Here is a 22,279-nt window from a genome sequence, read left to right on the forward strand (position 1 = left end):
GAAATCGGTGAGCCCCTGTCCGCGGCCTAGCTCGGATGGATACATCCCGACTACACGTTCGCGACGAGATCTGACGAGATCTATTGAGTTGTCTTGCTTGCCAGACTCCATGCTATCTGTGCTTTACCTGAGCCGAAGCTGATCGTTGCTCGTCCGGCAGTCTTTGCTCGATCATCGTCATAACATCGGTGATGTCGTCAAAGGCCCGGCTATGCGCATTGTCGCCGGAAGTCCTCAGCTTGGTGAGATCGAACACGGCGATATTGTCGCGCGCGAGCTCGCTGCGGTACGGCTCTTCATGGACGTTCACGTCGCCCATCCGCGGAATGCCACCCTAGATGATTTTCGAGACGTCGAGTGCCGTGTCATCGCGTGATACGAACAACTCGATGCGTGGCCGATATGGACCCATCCGCTGGATTTCGCTGCGAAAGACATCGACGTCGATGTCCGGGGCAACGAGGAGCGCGTTTTTCAACTTGTTGGAGCGATCGCGGTTCGTCACCGCTGCCATTTGAATGGACCGGGCCCTCAATGCCTCCAGCGTGACCCAGTTGCCCATGGAGTGCGCGACGATGTTGATCTCAGCCACGTTGGGGTCCCGTGAGAGTGTCGCCAGTAATTGTTCCAACGCATCGCGCGAATAGTTGGCGCTCTCGCGGTCATAGGTGTAGGCAGACAATGCCACTTCGCCACGGGAAGGCCATGTAAAGAGAACTGGGACAGCCTGCGACTTCGAGTCGTGGACGATCTGCGCAAACCGGAATACGGCTTCGTCGAACCGGTTGTTGAATCCGTGGACGAAGACGAGAACCCTTCTTGGGCCGGCCTGCGTCGCCCGGGCGATCGCTGAGCTGAACTCTACCTTGTCGATGTAACTCGCGGCCGTCGTCACGAATTCGCGCTGGGGATTTCCCGGCGCTGATGCCGGCCATTGGACCTGCCCGACCGTCCGCGCCGCATCCGGCGGAATCGAGATTGTGACGGTGGCGTAGGAAACCTTGCTCGCGCGTTCACCGCTGAACATCATTCCCGGGTTGTCGGGGACAGCCTGCCTGGTCGTCGCCACAAGAATCGGCACTTGCGTCGCGCCGTCCGCGGTGACGTCGACCGGCGTCATCATCTTGTCGGGGAGGCTGGCGCACGCGCCGCAGGTCAATGCTAGTGCTGTCAGGATCAGAGAGCGCAACATGGTCCAATAACTCTGCGAGGTGGCGATGACCTGGCGGCGCTGGCGCGGCTTTCGTCCACCGCGAGAATCCCATCAAGCCCAAACCTTACGCGAGGCCGAGCGCCGGCAGAAGGCTGGTCCATGTCGACCAGTGACTGCGTCAGATCGGTGATGGTGCCGGCATCGACGCTCAATCCTTGCGCTGGGCTGGTCAGGAGGATGTCCCCTTCAGCAATACCAGCTGGCAGAGCGCTGGCCTATGCAAAATCTGACACTTTGGACTACGGCTACGTTGAAAGATGTCGAAGGCTAAGGTGGTGGATCAATCCGCGCCCGGCCGTTGTCGTACAGGCTCGTCGAGGAAGGTTATTGTCCGACCGTACATAGGAAACACTGAGAGAGTTCGTCCACGCCGCCGAGCGCAGGTCTGAAACTGCATAGTCATCACTGCGAACCACGTTTATCCTTTGCATGGTTTGTAGCGCATCAACCGAGCATCGACCTCATGGGCGTCGTCCGACCAAATTCGGTCAGGTCGTGAGCTAACAGTCGTTTTTCAGATCGCAAGGAGGATATCATGGCCACGAGACGTAAATTTCTCGCCGGCGCGGCGGTGGCCACGTCGGCGCTGGCCTCGACAAAATGGAATCGCGCCAGAGCCGCGGGAGAAGCGCCCAAGATGGGTGAGTTTCTGTTTGTTCAGACCTCGAAAGGCATGACTTTCGACAAGGGTTCGAGCAAGCTGACGCTGACCGGCATAAGTCCGATAACGGTCTACTTTACCGATCGCCCTGAACGGATTGCGGGCAATATGAAGACTGCGGCATTCATTCCCTTCTGGAGCGAAGGAAAGGATAGCTTCAAATCAGATCCGCCCAACGCAGATATTTCGTTGCTCGAAAACGGAGGGCTCACGCAAATCATAGCCGAACTGCAAGAGCCGGTGCTGAACGGTGACAATCTTAGCTACACGATCAAGGTTCTCAAGGGTGAGGTTCCAGTGAAAGCCAACGACGTATCGGTGTTCATCGACATCATCGGGCGGCCATTGACACCGATGTCATTCGCCGGCGTCGGTCGACGCGCCTATCGAAGGGCTTACTGGTAAGCTTGGCAGAGCGCCGATTCGGCGAGGACTGGCAGCAGGAGCGACCTTGCCGGCAAGATGCCGGCAGGCTTGCGGACCGGTAAGGATCCCTGCTGATCGCATCCACCAGCAACAAGGGCTCGTCCGCCGGTTGAGGCGCGAGGGGCGCGGACGGAGGCTGCAGAACGAGCTATCGCAACCGACTGGGCGGTGGTGGCGACACATGACGCAGATTGAAGGCAGGCGACGACGGTGGATCATTCTTGTGGGCGGCGCGCTGATCGCCTACCTCCTGCTGGCCTATATCGTGCTGCCCGCGTTATGGAGCCATCACGAGCGCGAGCCGGGCGTCGCCGGCCTACCGATGGTCACGCGTACCGGTGACGGTATTCCAGGCGATGCGCTCAATGTCGGACTTGTTGGCAGCAGGAACGACGTCCTTCGCGCGATGCACTCTGACGGCTGGTATCCGGCCGATCCGATCACGTTACGGACAAGCATCGAGATCGTTGGCAGCGTGGTGCTTGATCGGCCATATCACGACGCGCCCGTCAGTCCGCTCTACTACGAAGGAAAGAAGGAACAACTCGCCTTCGAGAAGCCCGAGGGCAAGAGTGCCGACCGACGGCACCACGTCCGCTTTTGGCAAGTCCTCGACAAGGGAACGGAAGGCCGTCCGGTTTGGCTCGGTTCAGTAACCTTCGACCGCGGGGTCGGCTTGAGCCATGACACGGGGCAGGTGACACATCACATTGCTCCCGATGTCGATGCCGAGCGTGACGGGTTGATGCGCGATCTGCGCGACGCCGGCATGGTTCAATACTTCTTCCAGATTTCTGGAACGGGTCCGACACTCTTTGGCCGAAATGGCGAAGGCGATCCCTACTATACGGACGGCGAGATCGATGTTGCCACCCTCGTGGTCGAGGGCATCAGGCAGGCCCAGCCGGCACCCACGCTGTCGCCGCCGGCGCTGATCGTGCTGAAGGACCAAATCTGGCATGGCGTCCGCAACGCGATCAGCCAATAGCGAGGATCGCTGGACCAACTCGTCACCCGCTCTCGTCGTCGCGACTAGTTGCGTCGGGGTGGGCCAAAGCCGGTCGAAGATCTGACTTCTGGCCCAACCCGCCAATCGTTGTTTCCGTGATCAACCCGGTTGTCCATCTCGGACAACTCGTCCTCGCGCTCCGCCTGCTGTCATCGAGCAGCTCTCCGGAACACAGCTAAGCCTTGCGCTGAAGCGTCGTCAGCGGCGCTTCTCCGAAAGCAGCACGGTACGTCGCAGCAAAGCGTCCGAGCTCGAAGAATTGATGCTCCCGCGCGATGCTGGCGACGCTCGCGCTGGAGGCATCGGCGTGCCGTAGCGCGGCGCGAGCCTTATTCAGCCTGCACAACAGGAGGTATCGCATCGGACTTACGCCGAGAATCTCGTGACAGCACATCCGCAATGTGCGTTCGGCCACGCCGATTTCGGCACAAAGATCGGGCAACGTGATCTTCCGGTTGATGGATTTGCGCAGCGCTGTTTCGAAACGGGTCATCAAGGCTGTGTGATCGGAGCGGGTCCTGGACCTGTCTTCCGTCCCGTCGCCGGTGAGGCAATGGATCACGGCATGAATTGTGTCCTGTTCGAGCGCCCTTGCCACTTCGGGCTGCTCAATCAGTTTGTTTGCAGGAGCCGCCAGGTGACAGGCGTGTTGGAACAGCTGCTGAAAACGGGACAAGTCCGCACGGGAAGGGCGGAGTAGTCTGGTGGAGCGCGGGGGCAAGATTGGCTCGCCGGTCAATGCCGCACCACTCTTTGCAAGCAGCTCCATGGGTAACGATATCAGGCCCCATTGGCATTTGCCGTTCGATCGCTGATGCATCCGCTGGCCGGGGCCGTGAAAGGCGATCTGGTCGCTTTGGAAGGCAAGCCCGTCGCATTCCAGGCTCACCCGGCCAACTGGAAAGGACAAAAAGACCTTGTCGGCTGCGAGCGAAATGCAGGCAATGCGCGGCAGCAATTCGCGTAGCCGCACGACGACGAGATGGTCCAGTTTCAGCCGCAGCAACTCCGCTTCGAAATTTCCAGGACCGGTTATCGTGAGATTGACACCGATATCGCCAAAGCCGGCTTCGCAGGCTCCGGGATCGTCAAACCTTGAAATGGAGCGTTCAGCCATATCCCTCGTCCCATCGGACGGGCGGATGGCTCTTGCGACCATTTGATGCCCATAGGGCCCGTCGATGAGGCACCATCAGGCAATCGACAGGGGTCGACTATGCAATTCCTGCGCCATGAGACAAAAGGGCGCTTCAAAAGATCGGAAGGATATTTCGCTCGGAAGCTGCGCTGATGCAAATCGGTCGGTCGATTTGCGCGCTCGGGTAAAGCAAATGCTGCGACTAGTGAAGCCGTCCCACGAAGACTTCGGTTGGCAGCGTTGTGGGACGAATGAGGCGGACATCGGGATCCTGCGCGGGCCGTCGCAGTGTTTCCGAGGGTAGCTCTCCAAACAGCGTACGGTAGGCGACCGAGAAGCGCCCGAGCTCCCAGAACCCGTAATTGGTCACGATATGGGTGACGGTCGCCTTGGATGCGTCAGCGCGCAGCAGCGCGCGCCGGACCAGATACATTCTTCGCATCGTGAGATAGCGGATCGGAGCCATGCCGAGATGTTCCTCGCAAGCCGATCGCAGCGTTCGCTCGGAAACGTTCGTCGCAGCGCAGAGTTCGGTCAGATAGATGGCACGGTCCGAGTTTTCAGCCAGATAGTCCTCGAGCCGCGCGATAATCGCATCGTGGCGCCGCCTGCCGGCTGTGGTCTCGATGCCGGCGCCTTCGGCAAGGCATCGAACCATCAGATAAGACATTTGTTGCTCGAATCCGCGACGTAGCTCCGGCGATTCTAGAACATCCGGCGTCGTACGGGCTAGCTCGCCGGCGGTTTGGTGCATCTTCAACAGGCGCGACATCAACTCCGGGCGGGGCCGAACCACGCGGGTTGCCAGCTGCTTTTCCAGAAAGTCAGTTCCAACGACGGTCGCCAGCGCTGCACTCAGTTCATCCTCGGGGAGCGACATTCCACAATAGCGATGGTTGGCGCCGGTGCGCTGGTGCTGCAACACGTCGAGCTTGTCGATGACGATATCGCCCGGCGCGACGTCCATGCCGCAGTGTTGAATCGAGGGGCCTTCCAACTGCGGCAGAAAGCTGATGGATCTGCGACCGGGCCGAACGGCAAATCTAGCGATTTGAGGCAGATTCACCTCGTACCGGCTCATCCAAAGCCGATCCAAACCAATCTGCTCAATCGTCAGATCGAGCTGGCCACGCTTCGTCGGAAATACGTTGGTCTCCATTCCTTGAACGGCACTCGGGCAAAGCAGCGGATCCTCGATCCTCATCCTTCTAACCCAAAACACTTCGGATACCTCCGCAACATTTGGATGCCTGAGAGAGATCGCTCGAACGAAACATCGTCTTCTAAAATGTAGGTTGAAATCCTATCGCATACAACTTCCGTTCAATGAAGCTGTTTTTTTAAACCGAAAGGGCAGTCGTGTCTCATGTTGGCGCATCCAGCTCCCGACTTGGTCTGGGCCATCACGAGGAATGATGGACAATTGGAGCGCTCAGACGTTTGAATTTTGAAACGAGGCATTTTGCCGCGGGTTTCGGCTTGGTTTGTGATGGCTGAGATCATGCAGCGACAGGCGGGCCTCGCGGACCAGATCCACCAGCGAAAGGGTGAAGAAGCTCAATGCAATAACAAAGAGAAGGGCAACCCCGTATTCATGCTGAAACTGGAAGAAGGCGGAGACGAACGCCAGGATCACCAGGAGCGACGTGACAATCGCGCTGATCGTCGAAAGAACGATCGCCTTGTTCAAAAGCACCGCCCGGCGCCTGAGGTGCGGCGTATCGGGGTGCGTTGGGGAAATGTCGACGTCGATTGTAGCGTGCAGTGCCTGTAGCCTGTCGACAATGCGGTTCATCCGTCCGATCAGAATCGAAACGAAAGCTGCAACTGCGCCAAGGAGAAATGCCGGTGCCGTCACCTGCGAAATGACCTGCGACAGGTGCGCGGCGGTCGGTGTGTCGATCAGCATCTGCATCCTTTTCTCCGTTAACCAGATACGCGAGTCCCGAATCTCAGGCGGCAGTTGGGGTGAAATGCCCGGATTGAAAAATCGGCTAGCGCGTGCTTTCAAGGATCGACTAAGCAATTTTTGGCAGAGCAACCACTGGTTTGTCCAGCCTCGTCGTTCCCGCTTGCGCTAGGCAGATGCGCGCATGCGCAAAGCGGCTCGACTAATGGGCCGCCCCGCTATTCAGCCGTCGAGGTGCATTTTTTGCCCACGGCGGGTTCGGCCTGCCGATTTTGCATAGTCTCATCGGCCCTGCGCATGCTCATCTACGAAAAGCAGAAGGCGGTTCGGGACTAGCGCCTGCCCGCGATCAACGAGGTTTTGCGAGATGATCGGGAAGCGAGTGCGCGTACAGGTTCTGGCTGTCCTCTGCGCCTTTGGGGCATGGTCTGGCTCTGTGTCTTCCGCGGGCGCCCAACAGGCTTCTTGGACCCAGATCGGCATGCTGGCGTGCAAGGTCGACCCTAGCGTCGGGTTTATTATATTTGGCCATCAATCGATGTCATGTCGCTTTACTCAAAACCCGCCGTTCCCGATTCAACTCTATGAAGGCGCGCTCAACACCGTCGGAATCGATATCGGCGTTTCGGCCGGAGGCGCATTCGCTTGGGCGGTTCTTGCTCCGACGGCGGGCCCCCCGGTCGGAGCTCTCGCCGGCGAATATGTCGGGGCATCAGGCGATATCGGCCTCGGCCTAGGCGCCGGCGTCAATGTCCTTGTCGGTGGCTCGGGGCGGTCATTTGCATTGCAGCCCGTTTCCGTAGAGGGATCAATTGCCATTGATGTCACCGTCGGCCTTTCCGGCCTGCAGCTGCGTCCGGTCTATTGAAGCTCCGCACCTTTTTTGCGCGACGGGATGGGACGCGGCTCCAGTTCGTGGTGCAGAAAGCGCTTGGCGGGAGCGAGCGCGCGGAGATAGGCGAGCCAACAGGAAAATAAATCGGAAGACCCGGTGCCAACTGACCTGTCGAAAACATGGTATGTTTCGTTTGATGTGCCGAAGAAGGTGCGCAAAGCATCGGCGCAACGACGTCCGAGACAAAGTGAGAGCTTTCCGACCAAGCTCGATGCCCAGAGGTTTGCGCGCGAGAAATTCGAGCAAGGATACATCGTGACCGCGGGCACCATCAATCCCTGCACACCGCGACGGGCGATTCCCTCGACGCTTATTCACCATTGGCTTGCGGAAATGTCCGAGCCGCCATTTGTTGAGCCGGCCTCATTCGAGGACGCCAAGGATGCAGATCTGCCGTAGGAGCCGACCGCAATGCGGCGGCCTATGCGCTGGCACATTTTGCATAGGCCGTTTTGGCGTGTTGTCGATATCGTTCCACGAAGATCGAGGAATACGTCTTGCGCGCGACTGAAAAGCTGGGCGCCAACGCGCGGCAATTGCATTCGCTGTGTCCTCCGTTTTGATTTCTGCTCGAGCGGAATTGCCCGTGCTGGCGACGATGATCCGCCGAAGACGCCGCTGCATTTTGCACGCTGCTGACCATGATGGCGTTCGGCAAAGTTCAACCAAGCCAGAGCACCCGACTGCCGCTCCAGATCACCGGACTGTCAGAATTTGCATATTCGTCAACCCGCGCGCGTTGCACAAAGAGGCAATTCGCGAAGGTAGGCGTGCGGTCAACGTCGGTGGCGCGGTGCTTCCGCTGCGGCAACTGCGCCACAGGTGGAAAATTTGAAAGCAGGCGTCAGATTCTGCATAGCGGGTTGCGCGCGCCAGATGCGATTTGATGCAGCACGAAATTCTTCAATCACTCAGGTGGGGCAATGAATAAGATTAGTAAGTTTGCAGTTGCGATCGCAGCTTCGGGGATGATGGGCGGCTATGCGATTGCGGCGGATTTGCCAGCGTCGCCCGCCTACAAAGCGCCGGCTCCGGCTGTCGCCGTCTATAACTGGACAGGGTTCTATGTCGGCGGCAACGCTGGGTATGGTTGGGGTAACCAGGACCCGCTTGTGCTGTTCTCAAACAGGTTCGATCGTGCCGGTTTCGACATCAACGGCGGTATGATCGGCGGCACGCTGGGCGCGCAAATTCAGCAAGGATATGTTGTGCTCGGTCTGGAAGGTGACATTGACTGGGCCAACATCAGCGGCTCGTCCGTAGTAACACCCAGGATTTTCGGCCTCGGGCAGGGCGTCACGCTGAACACCTCGTCGAGCATTAGCGCGCTTGCAACGGCGAGGGCGCGGGTCGGCGTCGCCATGAACAACGTCTTGCTCTACGTCACGGGCGGCGGAGCCTTCGTCAAGTCGAGCGCCAATGCATCGACCATTGCCGGCGTGCCCTGCGGCACGCTTGGCGTCCTGCCGTGTTCGGGCTCGTCCTGGCGTCCGGGCATCTCGGCTGGTCTGGGCTTCGAATATGGCTTCACGCCGAACTGGTCTCTGAAAGCCGAGTATCTCTACACGAAAGTCGTCGGCACCGGAGTGAGCACGGATGACCTGAATATCGTGCGTGCCGGCGTCAACTATCGGTTCTGAGCGGAACCGCATGCTCAGTCGTCCCGACAAGCTGCGGGCCAGTCTGCGCGGTGCAGACCATCCTGTAGTGTTGTCTTGATCCTGATCGCGCATCCGAGCCGACGGTTTCAGTTCGGATGCCGGTCGAGCTGACGGCGTTTCGCAATTCGATCGCCGGAATCTCTCCACCTCTGATTCACCTGCGAATGGAGTCCCAATGCGTTTGAGATTGCTGCTTTCCGCTACGCTGCTCGTTGTCGCCATGACGTCAGCCAGGGCCCAGGTGCCGCTGTCGTCTTATGTTGATGCGAATGGATTCATCGACGTCCAGACGCTGACCTGCGCGCAACTCGCAGGGACCTATCAGGAAGACGCCGATGCGCTAACGGCCTGGTACAGCGGGTGGTACAACGGCCTTGCCAAGAAGCATTTCCTCGACCTGCGTAAGGGAAAGATCGCGGAGCACGAGGTGATCGTCTACTGCAAGGCCAATCCCGAAAAACGCATCATCGATGCCATTGCTGTGGTGTTCAAAGCCGAACGGGAGCTGATGGGCATTCAGATGAAGTAGATCGTCCGCGAGCGGATCGGTCATCTGCGGACCCGATCCGCTCGTGCAGTTTTGCCGAAGCAGCACACTTTCCTCCTATCTTGTTCGCTTGAATTTGCCGCTCTGACGGGCGGAGTATTTTAGAATTGAATGATTTCGGGGAATACACCGACGCCATTCGGGGCGCGAGGGTGACATTTCTAAAGTCCGCTCCGTCCTCGCACCGGTGGGGCGTGAGGTATCTCGCATTGCGTCGCGCGATTCTTCAATTCGGCGCAGACGGCGGCCCGGGAATCGTCCATGGCGTCACCGACCTGAATTTTACGACCCTGATCATCCAGTCGTCCAACTTCGACGATCGCGTCCTGCTCGATGGCACGCGGTGCCAAGCGTCGGACCTGGTCATTTTGCCTCCGGGTTGTCACTTCACCTTTGTTCGTTCCGGTCATGTCGAATGGGTAGCGTGGTCGTTGCCGCGGGAAGAGAGTATTGCAACGAAGATCCTTCCCGCCGTCACGAGCCAGCCTTCGCCGAAGACGGCCAAACATCTCGTTCGGTTGCCAGAACGAATCGCATCGCGACTGATCGAAGCATCGAGGCAGGCTCTGCGCTCTATCTCCGATTCTGCTCCCGCCGACCGGCCGGTGATCGCCTGGGAGACGGAGCTCGCCTTGATGGATGAACTTGCTGACGTCTGGGACAATCGCGCAAGCGAAGCCTTGCTGCCCAACAAATACACGGTCGGGTCCGAGCGTATCGTTCTGGAGGCCCTCGAGTTCGTGAGGAAAAATCCGGAAAGCATCATCCATATCAAGGATATCGTAAAAGCTACCAAGGTGGAGTACCGAACCTTGCTGCGTGCTTTCGAGCGCTATCTAGGCGTCTCGCCAAAGCACTATCTGAAGCTGCGGCAGTTAAATCTGGTTTACCATGAGATCCGTCACATGGGTTCGGCCGACAGGCTCGTCGATATCCTGGTAGCCCATGGCGTTACCGAGTTCGGCAGGTTTGCCGGCCGCTACCGGTGGCTGTTCGGCGAGTTGCCATCCGAGGCACATCGCCGGTCTAGCGCATTGAGGCCTGACAAATCGCTGTGAGGTTGGAGTGGTGTTTTGGTGCAACACCACAGTGAATTGCTCGGCTATGACAGTTTCTGCATACCAACTGAGTGAAGGTCGATGGCACATGGCTCATGTGTTCTCCACCTTCGATGAGGTTGTCAGGTTATGAAAAAAGTTGGTTTGCTTGCCACGGCGGCGGTGATGTCCGTTGCGTTCACCGGTATTGCAAAGGCCGCGGACCTTCCGCAGCGGCCGGTCTACAAGGCGGCTCCGATCCCGGCGCCGATGATGTATAACTGGTCCGGCTTCTATCTCGGCGCGAACGCCGGATATGGTTGGAGCAACCAGTGTGTCGATCTTACCGCCATCAACGGAATTGGCGGCGTCTTCGCGGAAGGTTGCAATAGCAAAGGCGGCGGCATCGTCGGTGGCCAGCTTGGCTATCGCTGGCAGGCCGGACAATTGGTGTACGGTCTGGAAGCGCAAGGCGACTGGGCCAACATCCGCAACACGCGCATCAGTGCTCAGGATCCGGCCCGCACGTACAAGTCGACCCTCGCCGGCTTGGGCCTCTTCACGGCTCAAATTGGCTACGCGGTCAACGAGGCCTTGTTCTACGTCAAGGGTGGCGGCGCGGTTGGTAGCCAGGACTTTGCCGTCCTCGACAGCGTGACCGGCACGGGCCTCGCTTTCGCGAAGCGGACCCGCTGGGGCGGCGTCGTGGGGGTCGGCTTCGAGTACGGCTTCTCTCCGAATTGGACGGCCGGCATCGAGTACGACTATCTGTGGCGGGTGAACGAGAGCAACACTTTCTCGACGCCGTCATTGGCGCCCATCGCGTCGATCACCACCAACACGAAGACGGATGCGAATCTTCTCGCGGTTCGCCTCAACTACAAGTTCGGTGGTTACTAATGAAGAAAGGTGGCCGGCCGGTTCGGCCGGCCTCCATTCTTTCCCATCATGCCTCGGCCAGGATAATCCCTGATTTTGGAGTTGAATCATGTTGTCGAATACGATGCGTGCAGTTGCCTTTCTCGGTGCTCTGACGGTCGCAAACATGGCCCTAGCGCAGGATACTGCGCCCCATGCACCACTAAAGACGATCGGGGCCAGCAAGCCCGAGATCGTTCCATCGCTGATCGTCTTCAACTCCAGGGGAGCAAACCTGCAGCCCGGCAAACTGGTTCTTACTGGCATTGCGCCAAATGCGATCATATTTGCGGATCGGCCGGTTCGCTCGGCTGGCCATGACCTGACCAGTCACATCGTTGAAGATTGGGGAGCCGGCAGCGACAATTTTGCAAAGAATCCGCCTAACGCCACAGTGTCCGTATTCCAGAAGGACGGCAACACCGTGCGCGATGTTGTTGTTACCTTGAAAAATCCCAAGCTCGAAGGCGACAACCTTGCCTTCGAGGTCGACCTTCTCGAAGGTGACATCAAGGGCGCCGATGGCCCTGCCTCCGTCTTCATCGACATCATCGGCCTTCCCTTTACGCCGCTTTCATTCGCGGGCGTTGCGCGACGCACGGCCTATCGGGGTGCGTATTATGCTGGAGCTGCCGCCGCGGCCGGTGCCGCAGCAGCTTACGCGTACGGCCCGTACTATCGGCCACCCGTTTGCGGGTACTATCCTTATCCTCCATGCTATTAACGGAACTACGCGTAACTTGGCCCGGCGTTCTTGCGCCGGGCCGGGCCAGTTTCGGTCTGATGCCCGCGCTGGATCTATCCGGCGCGCGCACTACGGGTTTGAAGGCCGAGCCCAGGCAACAGATCGGACGCCGCGGCCGGAAGTCGCGGCTTGCCGAATCTGCATAGCGGGTCGCCGCATTTTCGGTAGCTTGGCTAGCGGACCAGATGATGCTTAGCGTGTCGGGCCCGTCCACCACGGAAAGGGAGCCACGCCGCCATCGATTCTGAAGGCTCGTGAGGGGACGTCGAAGTTCTCCCGGCTTCAAGCGACTCTCATGGAGATCGCATCTGGGTCGGCTAGATGCGAGGCGACAGTCGTGGATGCAAGCATTTGGCCGATACTGCCGTGCTACCGGGCTTGTTGGTGCCCAATCCGGTACTCGCCAGTTAGAGGAATTCGATCGTGCTCATCATCCTGACGCTGTACTTGATCCTGGTGTGGCTCGTCTTCTTCAGGATCAAGTTGGTGCGATGGGGCTGGGCGTCCGGCACCGTCGCAGGACTGTTCGGCGCCTTCATCCTCGCGACGTTCCTCGCGATGTTCAATTACCTCACCCCGTCGGGAAGCTTTGTCGTGATTTCCCGCGTCATGGAGGTTACGCCGAATGTCTCCGGCGAGGTGATCGACATTCCGGTCAAGCCTAACGAACCGGTGAAAGCCGGCGCCGTGCTGTTCCGCATCGATCCGGTGCCGTTCCAGTACAAGGTCAACCAACTTGAAGCCTCGCTCGCCCAGGCGCGCCAGCAGGTCAAGCAATTGACGGCCAGTTACCAGCAGGCGACTGCAAATGTCGACGGGCTGACCAAGCAACTTGCCTTTCGCGCCCAGCGGCTTTCCGATTACCGAAAGCTCACCAGCGAGCAGGCGCAGACCGAGTTTCGTCTGCAAGACGTCCAGGTGCAATACGACACCGTCGAGTTTCAGCTTCAGGCGGCCAAGGCTGCACAACTGAGTGCGCAATTGGGGATGGAGTCGGAAATCGGCGGGGTCAACACGACGGTCGCGCAGATCCAGGCACAGCTTGACCAGGCCAAATGGGAGCTCGAGCAAACGACGATCCGTGCTGTCGGCGACGGCATCGTTACGATCATGCTCTCGCCGCTGGAGACCGCGCGATGCCGGCGCGATCGGTGATGTCGTTCGTCGTCACGAACGATATCTTAATCGCGGGCATGTTCGCCCCTAACGGATTCAAGACCATCAAGCCCGGCGCACGCGTCAAGCTGGTTTTCGACGATGACCCCGGCCGCATCCACGAAGCGACGGTCGCTGCCATTCCGCAAGGCGTAGGCCAAGGCCAGATCGCGGTCTCGGGTTCACTGGCGCGCGTCGGCTCGATCGGCGGCGCCAAGGTCTATCCGGCCGCCATTTCCATACCGAAAACCATCGACCGCGGTCAGCTCAGGCTCGGCATGCCCGGCACCGCCACCGTGTTCGCGGACAACGCCGGCGTCATCGGCTTGCTCATGTCGATCTTGGTATGGATCGGTTCGTACACGGCATATCTATAGACGCCTTCCGTTTCACTCCCGGCTCGAACCGGTGGTCCACTTAGGCATCCTGGAGGAGAAAATGAGTCTTCGATCTGCATGCACCGCCGCCACCATCGTCTCGATCGTTCTTCTCACCGAGGTATATTCGGGCGCCCGCGTCTACGCTCAGCAATCGACGGGCCAATTGCTGATATCGTCAGGTTTCAATCCCATCGCCGCCACCACGCCGGAGATGCGGAAACGACTGATGTCGTTTCCGCCCAATCAATTCCAGCTGCGGCAAAAGGGCGGGCGACCCTACTATGTCTACGCCGATCCTACCGGATGCACCTGTGCGTATGTCGGCAGCGTGGCCGCGATGAACAAATATCGCGCCAGCTTTGGCGTATTGCCGGCAGATACGCTTTCGGCAGGTGGCTTTACGGATCCCGAGCAGAACCTGATCAACAGCATGGACAACGACGAGGCCTCGGCCGAGTTCAATAACGATGTGTTCGGTCCGGACTTTTAAGCCGCTCGGATGAATCAATGGATACTTTCAATCGTAGTCACCGCGCTATGCCGTCACTTCGTCGGACACGAGCTTCCGAGCGAAAGGCCAACTCTAACTGTTCCGGGCGAACAGCAGGAACTGGGACCGGGCGGCAAACGACCGTCGCGGCGGCATCGTCGAGCCTTGCGATTATCCAATTGGCGCATGCAAAGGGCGATCGGAGTAGTTACGCCAGTCCCGACCAGCGCATCGTCGAGGCGATCGCAGTAGCATGCCTGGCACACGGGATAGGTTGAATGTTCTGGCGTCATCGGGTCCCGACCGTTCGGGAAATGATAGTCGAATATAGAAAGGCGTTCGACGAGAGCCGGCCTTAAACGCTTAACGGAAAAATTCCGACTTGCCGTATCGGCGCCGACCAGCACCGTGGCGTCCACTCGACGACGAGCCGAGATATCCAAATGACGAGTCCGTGGCTGTCCTCTCACAGGGGCGATGGTTCGTTTGCAACTCCGTCGGTGCGCAATGCAAACATGTGCCGCAGTCCCGTTTCTCGCAGGCACCTGCGATGCAGGAGATCATTGCCAGATAGGGGGCTCTTGTTCTTGATTATCAACCGACTCAGCGAATTAGTCGTTCTCGTGTTGCGAGGGGTCGAGGGCAAGCAAATCAACCCCCTTGGTGCCGTGCTTTTCGAAGTCCGCAAGAATACCCGCATCGGAAAGATCAAGCTTTTTTGAATGCTTCCAGTCGTGTCGAGTGGTCTCGACCAGTCGTTTGACAACATGATGGGCATCAGTTTCGACGGCAAGCTCGCGCCTATCGTCAAAGCTGCCTGGTGTGAGGTTGATCGACCCGACGATCGCCCGCTCCTCATCGGCGAGCAGCATCTTGCCATGCAACTTCAGGTGCTTCAGCGTGTGGATCTTAGCTCCCACGTCATGCATGATCCGAAGGCCGCCGATTCCTTCGACGAGTTTGTTCTTCTTCAATTTATGGGACGGGCGCGCCATGATGTGAACTCGGACACCACGCTCAATGGCGCGGACCAGGCGTTCGATGATCACCGTATCCTGATAGCGCTCGTTCTGGATCCAGAGCGTCTCTTTGGCGGAATCGATGAAGCGTGCAATACGTTCGCGCCCGTTGTTCGGGCACCAGATCAACCCCGATCTCGCACTGGGATCGAACTTCTGGTGCATCCAATCGGCGTCGAAGCACCTCACCATCTCCGAAACCTCGATCTTCTTGGTCGTGACAACCGCGTAATCCCGTGTTTCGGTCAGGTCGCGTGTTTCCCAGTTCAGAGATTCGATGAAGCCAAGCTCGTCGTCGACCACCATTGATTTCTGGTGGGTAACGGCAAAATCAGGACTGCTGTATCGAACCTCGACACCGCCGGCGGTCAGCTGTTCGCGCGCGATTTCGTTCTCGCTGTTGCCGTCGCGGCGGGCCGGATTGAGCATGACACGAACGTTAAGGCCACGCTGCCTGGCTGCGATCACCGCTTTCAGCAGCGTCGGGTCGGTGAACAGGAACATGCGGATATTGAGCGAGCGCTTGGCCGCATTGATCGGATCGAGAATCGAGTTGACGGTATCGTCGGGAAGCACGATGAGGTTGTGCGACATGTTCATGAATCTCCGGGCCGAAACGCTGCAATCAAGAGACCGCCTTCGCAGGAACCTGGTTCGAAGTTTCGTATTGAATGCGATGAAGTTCGGCGTAAACTCCGCGCAGGGCGAGCAACTCGTCGTTCGAGCCCTGTTCAACCACAACGCCATCCTTCAGCACGACGATCTTGTCGGCGTTGGCAATCGTGCTGAGGCGATGGGCTATCATGATGACCGTGCGCCCCTTCATCAGTCGACCCAATGCGTCGATGATGAGGTGTTCCGATTCTGTGTCGAGCGCGGCGGTGGGCTCATCGAGAATCATGATCGGGCTGTTGCGCACAACGGCGCGGGCGATGCCTATACGTTGCCGCTGGCCGCCCGACAAAGTGTCGCCCCGCTCGCCGACCATCGAATCGTAGCCATGCGGCATGGCGCTGATGAAATCATGAGCGTTGGCGACTTTTGCCGCGGCGATGATCTGTTCCTCTGTGGCACCTGGGCAACCGTAGGCAATGTTCTCGCGGATCGTTCCGCGAAACAGCACTGTTTCCTGAAGCACGAATCCCACCTGCGCGCGCAGGGTCGCGAGCTTGTATGAAGAAACGTCCAGGCCATCAATCAGCACCCGCCCGCTGCGCGCCTCGTAGAACCGCGGCAGCAGACTAAGTACAGTTGATTTGCCGGAGCCGGTGGGGCCAACAAGGCCTACGACCTGACCGGGCTCTATCTCGAAGCTCACTTCTCGCAGTATCGGGACGTCGTCATATCCGAAGGCCACCTTATCGAAGCTGATCGCGCCCTTGACCCGTCCAGGATCGACGCCGTCTACAGGATCGTTGATGACATCGTCGGCCGACAAAATCGTTTGAATGCGCTCCAGCGCAACGGTCGTCTGTGCGATCGTGCTGGTCATGCTCGCCAGGTCTTTTACCGGTTTGAAGAACTTGGCCAGGTACGCGAGGTAGACCGTCAGCGCTCCGGCCGTCAGGGCGCCCGCAACGATCAGCGACGTCCCCCTCCAAAGGACAATGCCGGTGCAGATCGCAACAACAATGCTCACGGTCGGTGACATCAAGGATTTGATCTGGCGCGCCTTCAGCGCAGCTTCCACCGTGGCGTGGCTTGCTGCTTCCAGGTGCGCTATCTCAAGGTCCTGCCGGCCAAATGCCTTTACTGCACGAACCGATCCGATTCCCTGCTGTACGACTGCAACAATCTCGCTCTGCCGGGCGCGCACGGTTCGCGTCACCTCTTTCACGGCCTTCTTGAAGTGAAACAGAAACACCAGCAGAAAGGGCACGAGCGCGACAGCGATCAGCGTGAAATCCCAATCCAGGTAGAACATCAATCCGAGCATAAACAGGATGGTGATGAGATCGACGAGGATATCGAGTGTCGCGGACGATGCGAAATCCTGGATGGTCGAGACATCGCTGGTGATCGTAGACATCAGGGTCCCGGTCTTGATATTGTCATAGTAGCGCAGCGATAGCCGATGCAGATGCGTGTAGATCTGTACGCGTAAATCGTTGGCAACCCATTGGCCGATACTGGAGGTGTAGTAGTTGTCGATATAGGCCGCGACTGCGCCGACGACGGCGATCAGCAGGGTTGCGATGCCAGCAAACAGCGCAACGCCTGCGGTGTGTTGTCCGAACCCATAATCGTGCGCCCAAGCCAGCCAGTCCGGCATTCGGTGCCGTCCCAGCGCGTCATCGAGGACCAGCTTTAGTGGCCAGGGTGCCGCCAGGCTCATCGCAATCTCAATCAGCATGGCGGCGAAAACGATGAGTAGCCAGCCTCGATACGGCCTGAGCAACCCCAGAACCATCGAGGTGAGCCGTTTTCCTTCGTGCGGCTTTTTGAGCGCCACGGCGGCGCTCGAAACGACGGCGACAATCGTCTTCAGCAACATGTCGGCTACGGCCTCCAACGTCGTGCGATCATGTGCGTAACGAGCCTGCGCCGCTATGCAAAAACAGACAAACCGGGGCATCAGCAAAAGCTTCTGCTGCGACTGGGACATCACCAGCCGCACTTAGCTGCGCGCTAATGGCGGCAGCGTCGATTATATAGAAATTTCAAGGGTATATGAGTTCGCTGTTTTGTTCCGAATGGCGCGCCATTCAGAACACGACTATGAGCTCTGACATTCAGTACGTCTTCAGCAGCGTGAGCTCGCCAGTGTCGGCGCGGTTCTTTGCAACGAGCAATATCTCCCTCATCTGCTTGATCGCCGGCGGTCCGAGCGCCTCAATCTTCGCGGCGATTTGCGGATCAAGAACGCCCTTACGGCCATAACGTCCACGAACATCACTGGCGTGTCCAAGGATCCGGTCGCGCGTTCGCTGCGCGATACCGTCGCTATCAAGCCAATCGGCCATGAGATGCCGCGTGCTGTAAAGCGTGAGGTCGGCGCGGCTCAGCTTCTGGAGCTTCTTCACGTATTGCCAGGACTTGCTGAGCGGCTGGGACCGGCGCTCGGTGCCATCCTTTCTGACGTAGACTTCCCATTCGGGGAATAGACGTGTCTCGCCCTTGTCCATCAGTTCCTGCATCCGCTCGAGCAGGCCCAATTCGATCAGCAGCGGATGGATCGGGATTACGCGTCCCGCGGCGTTGGTCTTTAGATCGCGGAGGTCCTGCAGCGCGACGCGTCCGCCCCGTGCATCAAAGGGCCTGAGATCGAAGTAAAAGAACTGATTGTCGGTTCTGATGTCGGCGCATTTGAGCCGGCCGACCTCGCCCGGTCGCATGCCGGTCAAGATGCAGATCAAAAAACCCCAGTAGATGTGAGATTGCACGAAACAACCGCCCGTCTGCCAGACGTGGAGCTTGTTCTTGCAACCCGTGAACAGCGGCTGTTTCAACAGAGTGAGCAGCTCCTCCTCGTCGAACGCGTCACGTGGCAGCGGCGCTAGGTTTTCGGGATCGATACACACGAACGTGTAGCGGGATCCGCGGTAGTGCTTCTCCTGAATAGCCCAATCGATGAACTTGTAGAGCCCACCCCAGTAGCGACTCTTGATCGTCGTGGTGGTGACCCGAACGAGCTCGGACCAGCCGTGCGTTTCGGCGTATTTGTAACGCTTGAACAGCGACTTCGAAGATTCAGCCGGGATGTTTTCGCGATTGGGAATGTCCGGAAGCGCATCGTCAAGCAGCTTCCATTTCTCCTCGGTGAGTTCGTTCATGCGGGGATCGCCCAGGAAGTCGATCGCGAACTGCACGACCGACTCTGCCTCGCCACGGCCTTTCATCTTGTGCTGCCGCTTGCGCCCAGCCGGCCGCAGAAACTCCTGCAGCGGCACCGACATGCGCTCCGAACTGCTCGCAGCCAGACCATCCGACTTGGCCGGCCCGGTCGCGGCACCGGTCTCGGTCGGGGCGATGGCCGGCGCCAATGGGGCGACGTTGGCCGGGACGAGCTGGGCCACGCGCTGCGCCACTGCGTCCTGAACGAGGCGATCGATCATAGCGATCGGGGTCGAACGCCTCCGACGGGACGGCCGATGGCGCCTTCACCTCCGGCGCCCAGCCTTCGTTGGCTGCCTCCGTAGCATCGCGGCGCCCGGCCTCGTAGGAGCGGCGAACGTTCTGGCGAGCGATGCTGGTTTCGGCGGCCTTGTTCTGATCAACGAAGTCGACCCAGAGGTTCGGCATCCTCGGAAAGCGTATCGGGTAGGCGTAGCCGCGTTCCTGCGCCCGTGTGAAGAAGCGCCGCACCCCATGCTCGAAGGCACAGCGCTCGGCCAAGCTTCGCTCGTCGGCCGGCGAACCGCCGCCGACATAGGCTTGCAACCGCGCCCCGAGCACGGCCCCCAAAGCTTCCAGGTCCGGAGCCTCGATTAGCTCCTGTACCCATCCGAGATTGTCCACCGGCCGGCGCCTCGCCTCATCAAAATCCCCGGTCCTGAGGCTGACACGGAGGAGGGGGAGCCCAAAGAGTTTTGCCGCCTGTTTCCCAACCGAATTTGCAGAAAATAGCGACCATCGCCGCGCCGGGCGAGGTAGGAGGGACGCGCCACGAATGAGCCTTTCCGGGGTGCGGGGAGGGTGAGACATCCGGGCGGGATGTAACACCCTCAAATCCGCTACCACATTGCGACCAACCTGCTGTAAAACCTCAGGATTTAGCTTGTAATTTTGGTCTGGTAGCGCGTCCCTCCCCCGCTACCAAGCGTACGATTTTCCACGCCAAACCACGACTTTCGACAATTTCGTAGCCCTAAAGGGCCTGCATCGCCGTCCTCAAGCGCGGGCACAGGCATGAGGACCTTCTCGTCGCCGTGAAGGCCTAAGCAGGTGTCAGCACGGTACTGAGTTCGCGCCGATGCTCTCGATCTGGCTGAATGAGGGGCGCTGGAAGATGCCGGCGGTGCCGCGGTGGTGTCGGCTTAGGAGTTAGCCGCATCAGGGGGACCCCCGATCCCAACTTGTCCGTCGCAGGGGACAAAATGTCTGCCCTAAGGGCGCTGGTCTCGCTCTAATTTATTGAATCTGCATCGTCTTGGGATTTGGCGTGGTCCTTGCTGGGAGGACCCAAGTCAATGATCGCATGGCCGCTCGGTCCGGGTTGATCGGGAGCAACCATCGTTTGGGACCGTTAGATGGCGCTCGCTCGAGATCCCGATGGTCAGTATGAGGTCCACCGTCATGGAATCTATTTCGTGATGTACAAGGATAGTGCTGAGGTCACGTGCATGATCGCGCGCAGAGCTCTCAACGTGATGCGCGTGCGGTTTCATCCCATTTTAAGCGCCGAGGAATTCTTCCTCATGAGTCGCGCGCGAATCGAACGTGCCGCCAGCGACAAGCTTGAAAACCGTCAGTCCAGCGTCACCCGTGTGGTTTCGCTCGATCGGTTTGACGTAGATTTCTGAGCTTAACTCAGCCCCATAGATGATGTTGCAACCCGACATAGCGGCCGCATTCTCTGCCTCGTCACAGGGAAATCGTCCCGGATCCGAAGCATCGATCCCCACAGTGATCAGACCCGGTTGGTGGCCGCTCGGCGCGCCTTCAGGGGTTTGCCGAGCCAATCCAGTTTCCCGATCGAAAAAACGGCTGCTCTGGCCTGCCCGCGGCAGCGAAGCTGAGACCCGCGTAGCATTGCAAGACGGCTACGGCGATCAACCCTGGATGTCGGGGAGGCTGCAATGATCGTGCGCTCCAGGCCCGGCTTCTGGGACGTCGCGTTTGCGGTCAATGGATCGATCTTGCCGCGGATCGCGCCGCACCTCGTGGCGATAGCACTGATCAGTGTGTTGGCGATTTTTGCTGCCATGGAGCATCCGGGCATTTTCGCGCGCATCAGTGCGGTTCCGTTCACGCTGATCGGCATCGCGCTGTCGGTCTTCATGAGCTTCCGAAACAGCACATGTTACGCCCGCTGGTGGGAGGGACGCGAGCTCTGGGGCAAGCTGATCATCGCCTGCCGCTCGTTCGCGCGTCAGATCTCCACCCTTGAGGACGATGACCGGCGCGTCCTGCTCCGTGGCCTATGTGGCTTTTGCTCCGGACTAACAGCGCGCCTGCGGGGTGAGGATGAAGTGGCGGCGATCAGGCCATGGAGCGAGATCGACGCCGCTGCAGCAGGCCCCAACCCGACCAATGCCTTGCTCAGCCAGATCGGACTGCACTGCTTGATGCTGATGAAGCGGGATCGGATCGAGCCGATCCACTACGCGGTTCTGGAGGGGCAGCTCACCGCTCTCTCGGACGTGCAAGGCGGATGCGAGCGCATCGCGTCCACTCCGGTGCCATTCGCCTATTCGCTGCTGCTGCATCGGACCGCGCTGATCTTCTGCGTGACGTTGCCGTTCGCGCTCGCCGGATCGCTCGATTGGTGGACGCTGCTGCCCGTTCTGCTCGTCGCCTACACGTTTTTCGGCCTCGACGCGCTTGGCCATCAGCTTGAGGCTCCCTTTGGGTTGGAGCCAAATGCCCTTCCGCTTGACGCAATGAGGCGAGCCATCGAGCGCGAGATGCTTGCCCTGCTCGGAGAGCGTGATTTACCGGCTCCGATAGAGCCTCGCCAGAATGTGCTGATGTAACTCTCGTAACCGCCGGGTGTCGGAGTGTGCAAGTCACGGCGCACGACGTTCGTCGGAACGCACGCGGCCTGCAATGATCTCGATCAGTCGTAACCCTACGGTGGGAGCGCAGTCCAAATGATTGTCTCGAAAAAGAAGAGGCCGCGAAAGCCACTCGAGACGATCATCGTGCTCGTGTCATGGGCGCTGCTGACGGCCGGTATCGTCTTTCTTGTTGTCAACTCACGATGAGTGGTGCGAGCCGCAGGAGGCAGGACGTCATGCTCACGGCATAATCGTCGCAGCTGACCTGGAGAGGACGGAGCGGGCTCCTCGTACGCCGACGGTCAGTGTGGGGGTGCTGCGGGTCGCCAGGAAAGATCGCCGGACCAAACGTAGATGGCTATAGCTGCCAGGCATAAGGCGATGCCAACCCAGAAGACGGGCGAATGATGGATTGGT

20 protein-coding genes and 1 pseudogene are annotated in these 22,279 nt (G+C 59.1%); 14 read left to right on the top strand and 7 right to left on the bottom strand.

Annotation, left to right across the window (positions count from 1 at the left end):
* Positions 1-112 precede the first annotated feature (112 nt).
* A pseudogene (locus AKN84_RS27595) lies at positions 113-1,192 on the bottom strand (alpha/beta hydrolase).
* A 556-nt stretch (positions 1,193-1,748) separates the two neighbouring features.
* On the opposite strand from AKN84_RS27595, the gene AKN84_RS27600 reads away from it, so the two are divergent.
* Both AKN84_RS27600 and AKN84_RS27605 read left to right on the top strand, forming a co-directional pair.
* Positions 1,749-2,279 carry a hypothetical protein gene (locus AKN84_RS27600; protein ID WP_128971216.1) on the top strand — a complete coding sequence of 177 codons (531 nt, stop codon included), beginning with the start codon at positions 1,749-1,751 and terminating at the stop codon, positions 2,277-2,279.
* Positions 2,280-2,481: 202 nt separating this feature from the next.
* Complete coding sequence (locus tag AKN84_RS27605) at positions 2,482-3,288, top strand: LssY C-terminal domain-containing protein (RefSeq protein ID WP_050423708.1); 807 nt, start codon at positions 2,482-2,484, stop codon at positions 3,286-3,288.
* Positions 3,289-3,484: 196 nt separating this feature from the next.
* On the opposite strand, the gene AKN84_RS27610 is transcribed toward AKN84_RS27605, so the two are convergent.
* The 3 genes from AKN84_RS27610 to AKN84_RS27620 all read right to left on the bottom strand — a co-directional run bounded on the left by AKN84_RS27610 (position 3,485) and on the right by AKN84_RS27620 (position 6,362).
* Positions 3,485-4,426 (bottom strand): helix-turn-helix domain-containing protein, encoded by a 942-nt coding sequence (locus tag AKN84_RS27610; protein WP_157863342.1) that lies wholly within the window; start codon positions 4,424-4,426, stop codon positions 3,485-3,487.
* Between the two features lie 223 nt (positions 4,427-4,649).
* Positions 4,650-5,651 carry an AraC family transcriptional regulator gene (locus AKN84_RS27615; protein ID WP_128971217.1) on the bottom strand — a complete coding sequence of 334 codons (1,002 nt, stop codon included), beginning with the start codon at positions 5,649-5,651 and terminating at the stop codon, positions 4,650-4,652.
* Positions 5,652-5,879: 228 nt separating this feature from the next.
* Positions 5,880-6,362: a DUF2721 domain-containing protein gene (locus tag AKN84_RS27620; protein ID WP_244485508.1), complete on the bottom strand. Its 483-nt coding sequence runs from the start codon at positions 6,360-6,362 to the stop codon at positions 5,880-5,882.
* Positions 6,363-6,723: 361 nt separating this feature from the next.
* Here AKN84_RS27620 and AKN84_RS27625 point away from each other — a divergent pair, with 361 nt between their 5' ends.
* From AKN84_RS27625 to AKN84_RS27670, 10 genes are all read left to right on the top strand, one after another.
* A complete protein-coding gene (locus AKN84_RS27625; RefSeq protein ID WP_050423711.1) occupies positions 6,724-7,224 on the top strand; it encodes a DUF992 domain-containing protein in 501 nt (166 codons plus the stop codon).
* Positions 7,225-7,347: 123 nt separating this feature from the next.
* Complete coding sequence (locus tag AKN84_RS27630) at positions 7,348-7,650, top strand: hypothetical protein (protein ID WP_193399692.1); 303 nt, start codon at positions 7,348-7,350, stop codon at positions 7,648-7,650.
* Positions 7,651-8,219: 569 nt separating this feature from the next.
* Positions 8,220-8,891 carry an outer membrane protein gene (locus AKN84_RS27635; protein WP_050423712.1) on the top strand — a complete coding sequence of 224 codons (672 nt, stop codon included), beginning with the start codon at positions 8,220-8,222 and terminating at the stop codon, positions 8,889-8,891.
* Positions 8,892-9,087: 196 nt separating this feature from the next.
* Positions 9,088-9,441 carry an HdeA/HdeB family chaperone gene (locus tag AKN84_RS27640; RefSeq protein WP_050423713.1) on the top strand — a complete coding sequence of 118 codons (354 nt, stop codon included), beginning with the start codon at positions 9,088-9,090 and terminating at the stop codon, positions 9,439-9,441.
* Positions 9,442-9,668: 227 nt separating this feature from the next.
* Positions 9,669-10,517: a helix-turn-helix domain-containing protein gene (locus AKN84_RS27645; RefSeq protein WP_128971218.1), complete on the top strand. Its 849-nt coding sequence runs from the start codon at positions 9,669-9,671 to the stop codon at positions 10,515-10,517.
* Between the two features lie 129 nt (positions 10,518-10,646).
* Positions 10,647-11,396 carry an outer membrane protein gene (locus AKN84_RS27650; RefSeq protein WP_050423715.1) on the top strand — a complete coding sequence of 250 codons (750 nt, stop codon included), beginning with the start codon at positions 10,647-10,649 and terminating at the stop codon, positions 11,394-11,396.
* An 85-nt stretch (positions 11,397-11,481) separates the two neighbouring features.
* Positions 11,482-12,138 carry a hypothetical protein gene (locus AKN84_RS27655; protein ID WP_430649937.1) on the top strand — a complete coding sequence of 219 codons (657 nt, stop codon included), beginning with the start codon at positions 11,482-11,484 and terminating at the stop codon, positions 12,136-12,138.
* Positions 12,139-12,582: 444 nt separating this feature from the next.
* Positions 12,583-13,314: an HlyD family secretion protein gene (locus AKN84_RS27660; RefSeq protein ID WP_050423716.1), complete on the top strand. Its 732-nt coding sequence runs from the start codon at positions 12,583-12,585 to the stop codon at positions 13,312-13,314.
* On the top strand, positions 13,296-13,691 hold the full coding sequence (locus tag AKN84_RS49350) for an HlyD family secretion protein (protein WP_050423717.1): 396 nt from the start codon (positions 13,296-13,298) through the stop codon (positions 13,689-13,691). Before AKN84_RS27660 ends, AKN84_RS49350 begins: the two co-directional genes overlap by 19 nt.
* A gap of 31 nt (positions 13,692-13,722) precedes the next feature.
* A complete protein-coding gene (locus AKN84_RS27670; protein ID WP_128971219.1) occupies positions 13,723-14,184 on the top strand; it encodes a hypothetical protein in 462 nt (153 codons plus the stop codon).
* A 611-nt stretch (positions 14,185-14,795) separates the two neighbouring features.
* On the opposite strand, the gene AKN84_RS27675 is transcribed toward AKN84_RS27670, so the two are convergent.
* The 3 genes from AKN84_RS27675 to AKN84_RS27685 all read right to left on the bottom strand — a co-directional run bounded on the left by AKN84_RS27675 (position 14,796) and on the right by AKN84_RS27685 (position 19,258).
* Positions 14,796-15,797: a phospholipase D-like domain-containing protein gene (locus AKN84_RS27675; protein ID WP_050423763.1), complete on the bottom strand. Its 1,002-nt coding sequence runs from the start codon at positions 15,795-15,797 to the stop codon at positions 14,796-14,798.
* A gap of 31 nt (positions 15,798-15,828) precedes the next feature.
* On the bottom strand, positions 15,829-17,697 hold the full coding sequence (locus tag AKN84_RS27680) for an ABC transporter ATP-binding protein (protein WP_128971220.1): 1,869 nt from the start codon (positions 17,695-17,697) through the stop codon (positions 15,829-15,831).
* Positions 17,698-17,935: 238 nt separating this feature from the next.
* Positions 17,936-19,258, bottom strand: coding sequence for a site-specific integrase (locus AKN84_RS27685; RefSeq protein ID WP_244485510.1), 1,323 nt, complete (start codon positions 19,256-19,258; stop codon positions 17,936-17,938).
* A gap of 1,134 nt (positions 19,259-20,392) precedes the next feature.
* On the opposite strand from AKN84_RS27685, the gene AKN84_RS27690 reads away from it, so the two are divergent.
* Together AKN84_RS27690 and AKN84_RS27695 are read left to right on the top strand one after the other, a co-directional pair.
* The gene (locus AKN84_RS27690) at positions 20,393-20,665 is read left to right on the top strand and encodes a DUF1488 family protein (RefSeq protein ID WP_050423719.1); all 273 of its coding nucleotides are present in this window, start codon (positions 20,393-20,395) and stop codon (positions 20,663-20,665) included.
* Positions 20,666-20,941: 276 nt separating this feature from the next.
* Positions 20,942-21,838: a bestrophin family protein gene (locus AKN84_RS27695; RefSeq protein ID WP_050423720.1), complete on the top strand. Its 897-nt coding sequence runs from the start codon at positions 20,942-20,944 to the stop codon at positions 21,836-21,838.
* Positions 21,839-22,279: the final 441 nt, after the last annotated feature.

The organism is Bradyrhizobium tropiciagri (assembly GCF_001189845.1).
Classification (GTDB): Bacteria; Pseudomonadota; Alphaproteobacteria; order Rhizobiales; family Xanthobacteraceae; genus Bradyrhizobium; species Bradyrhizobium tropiciagri.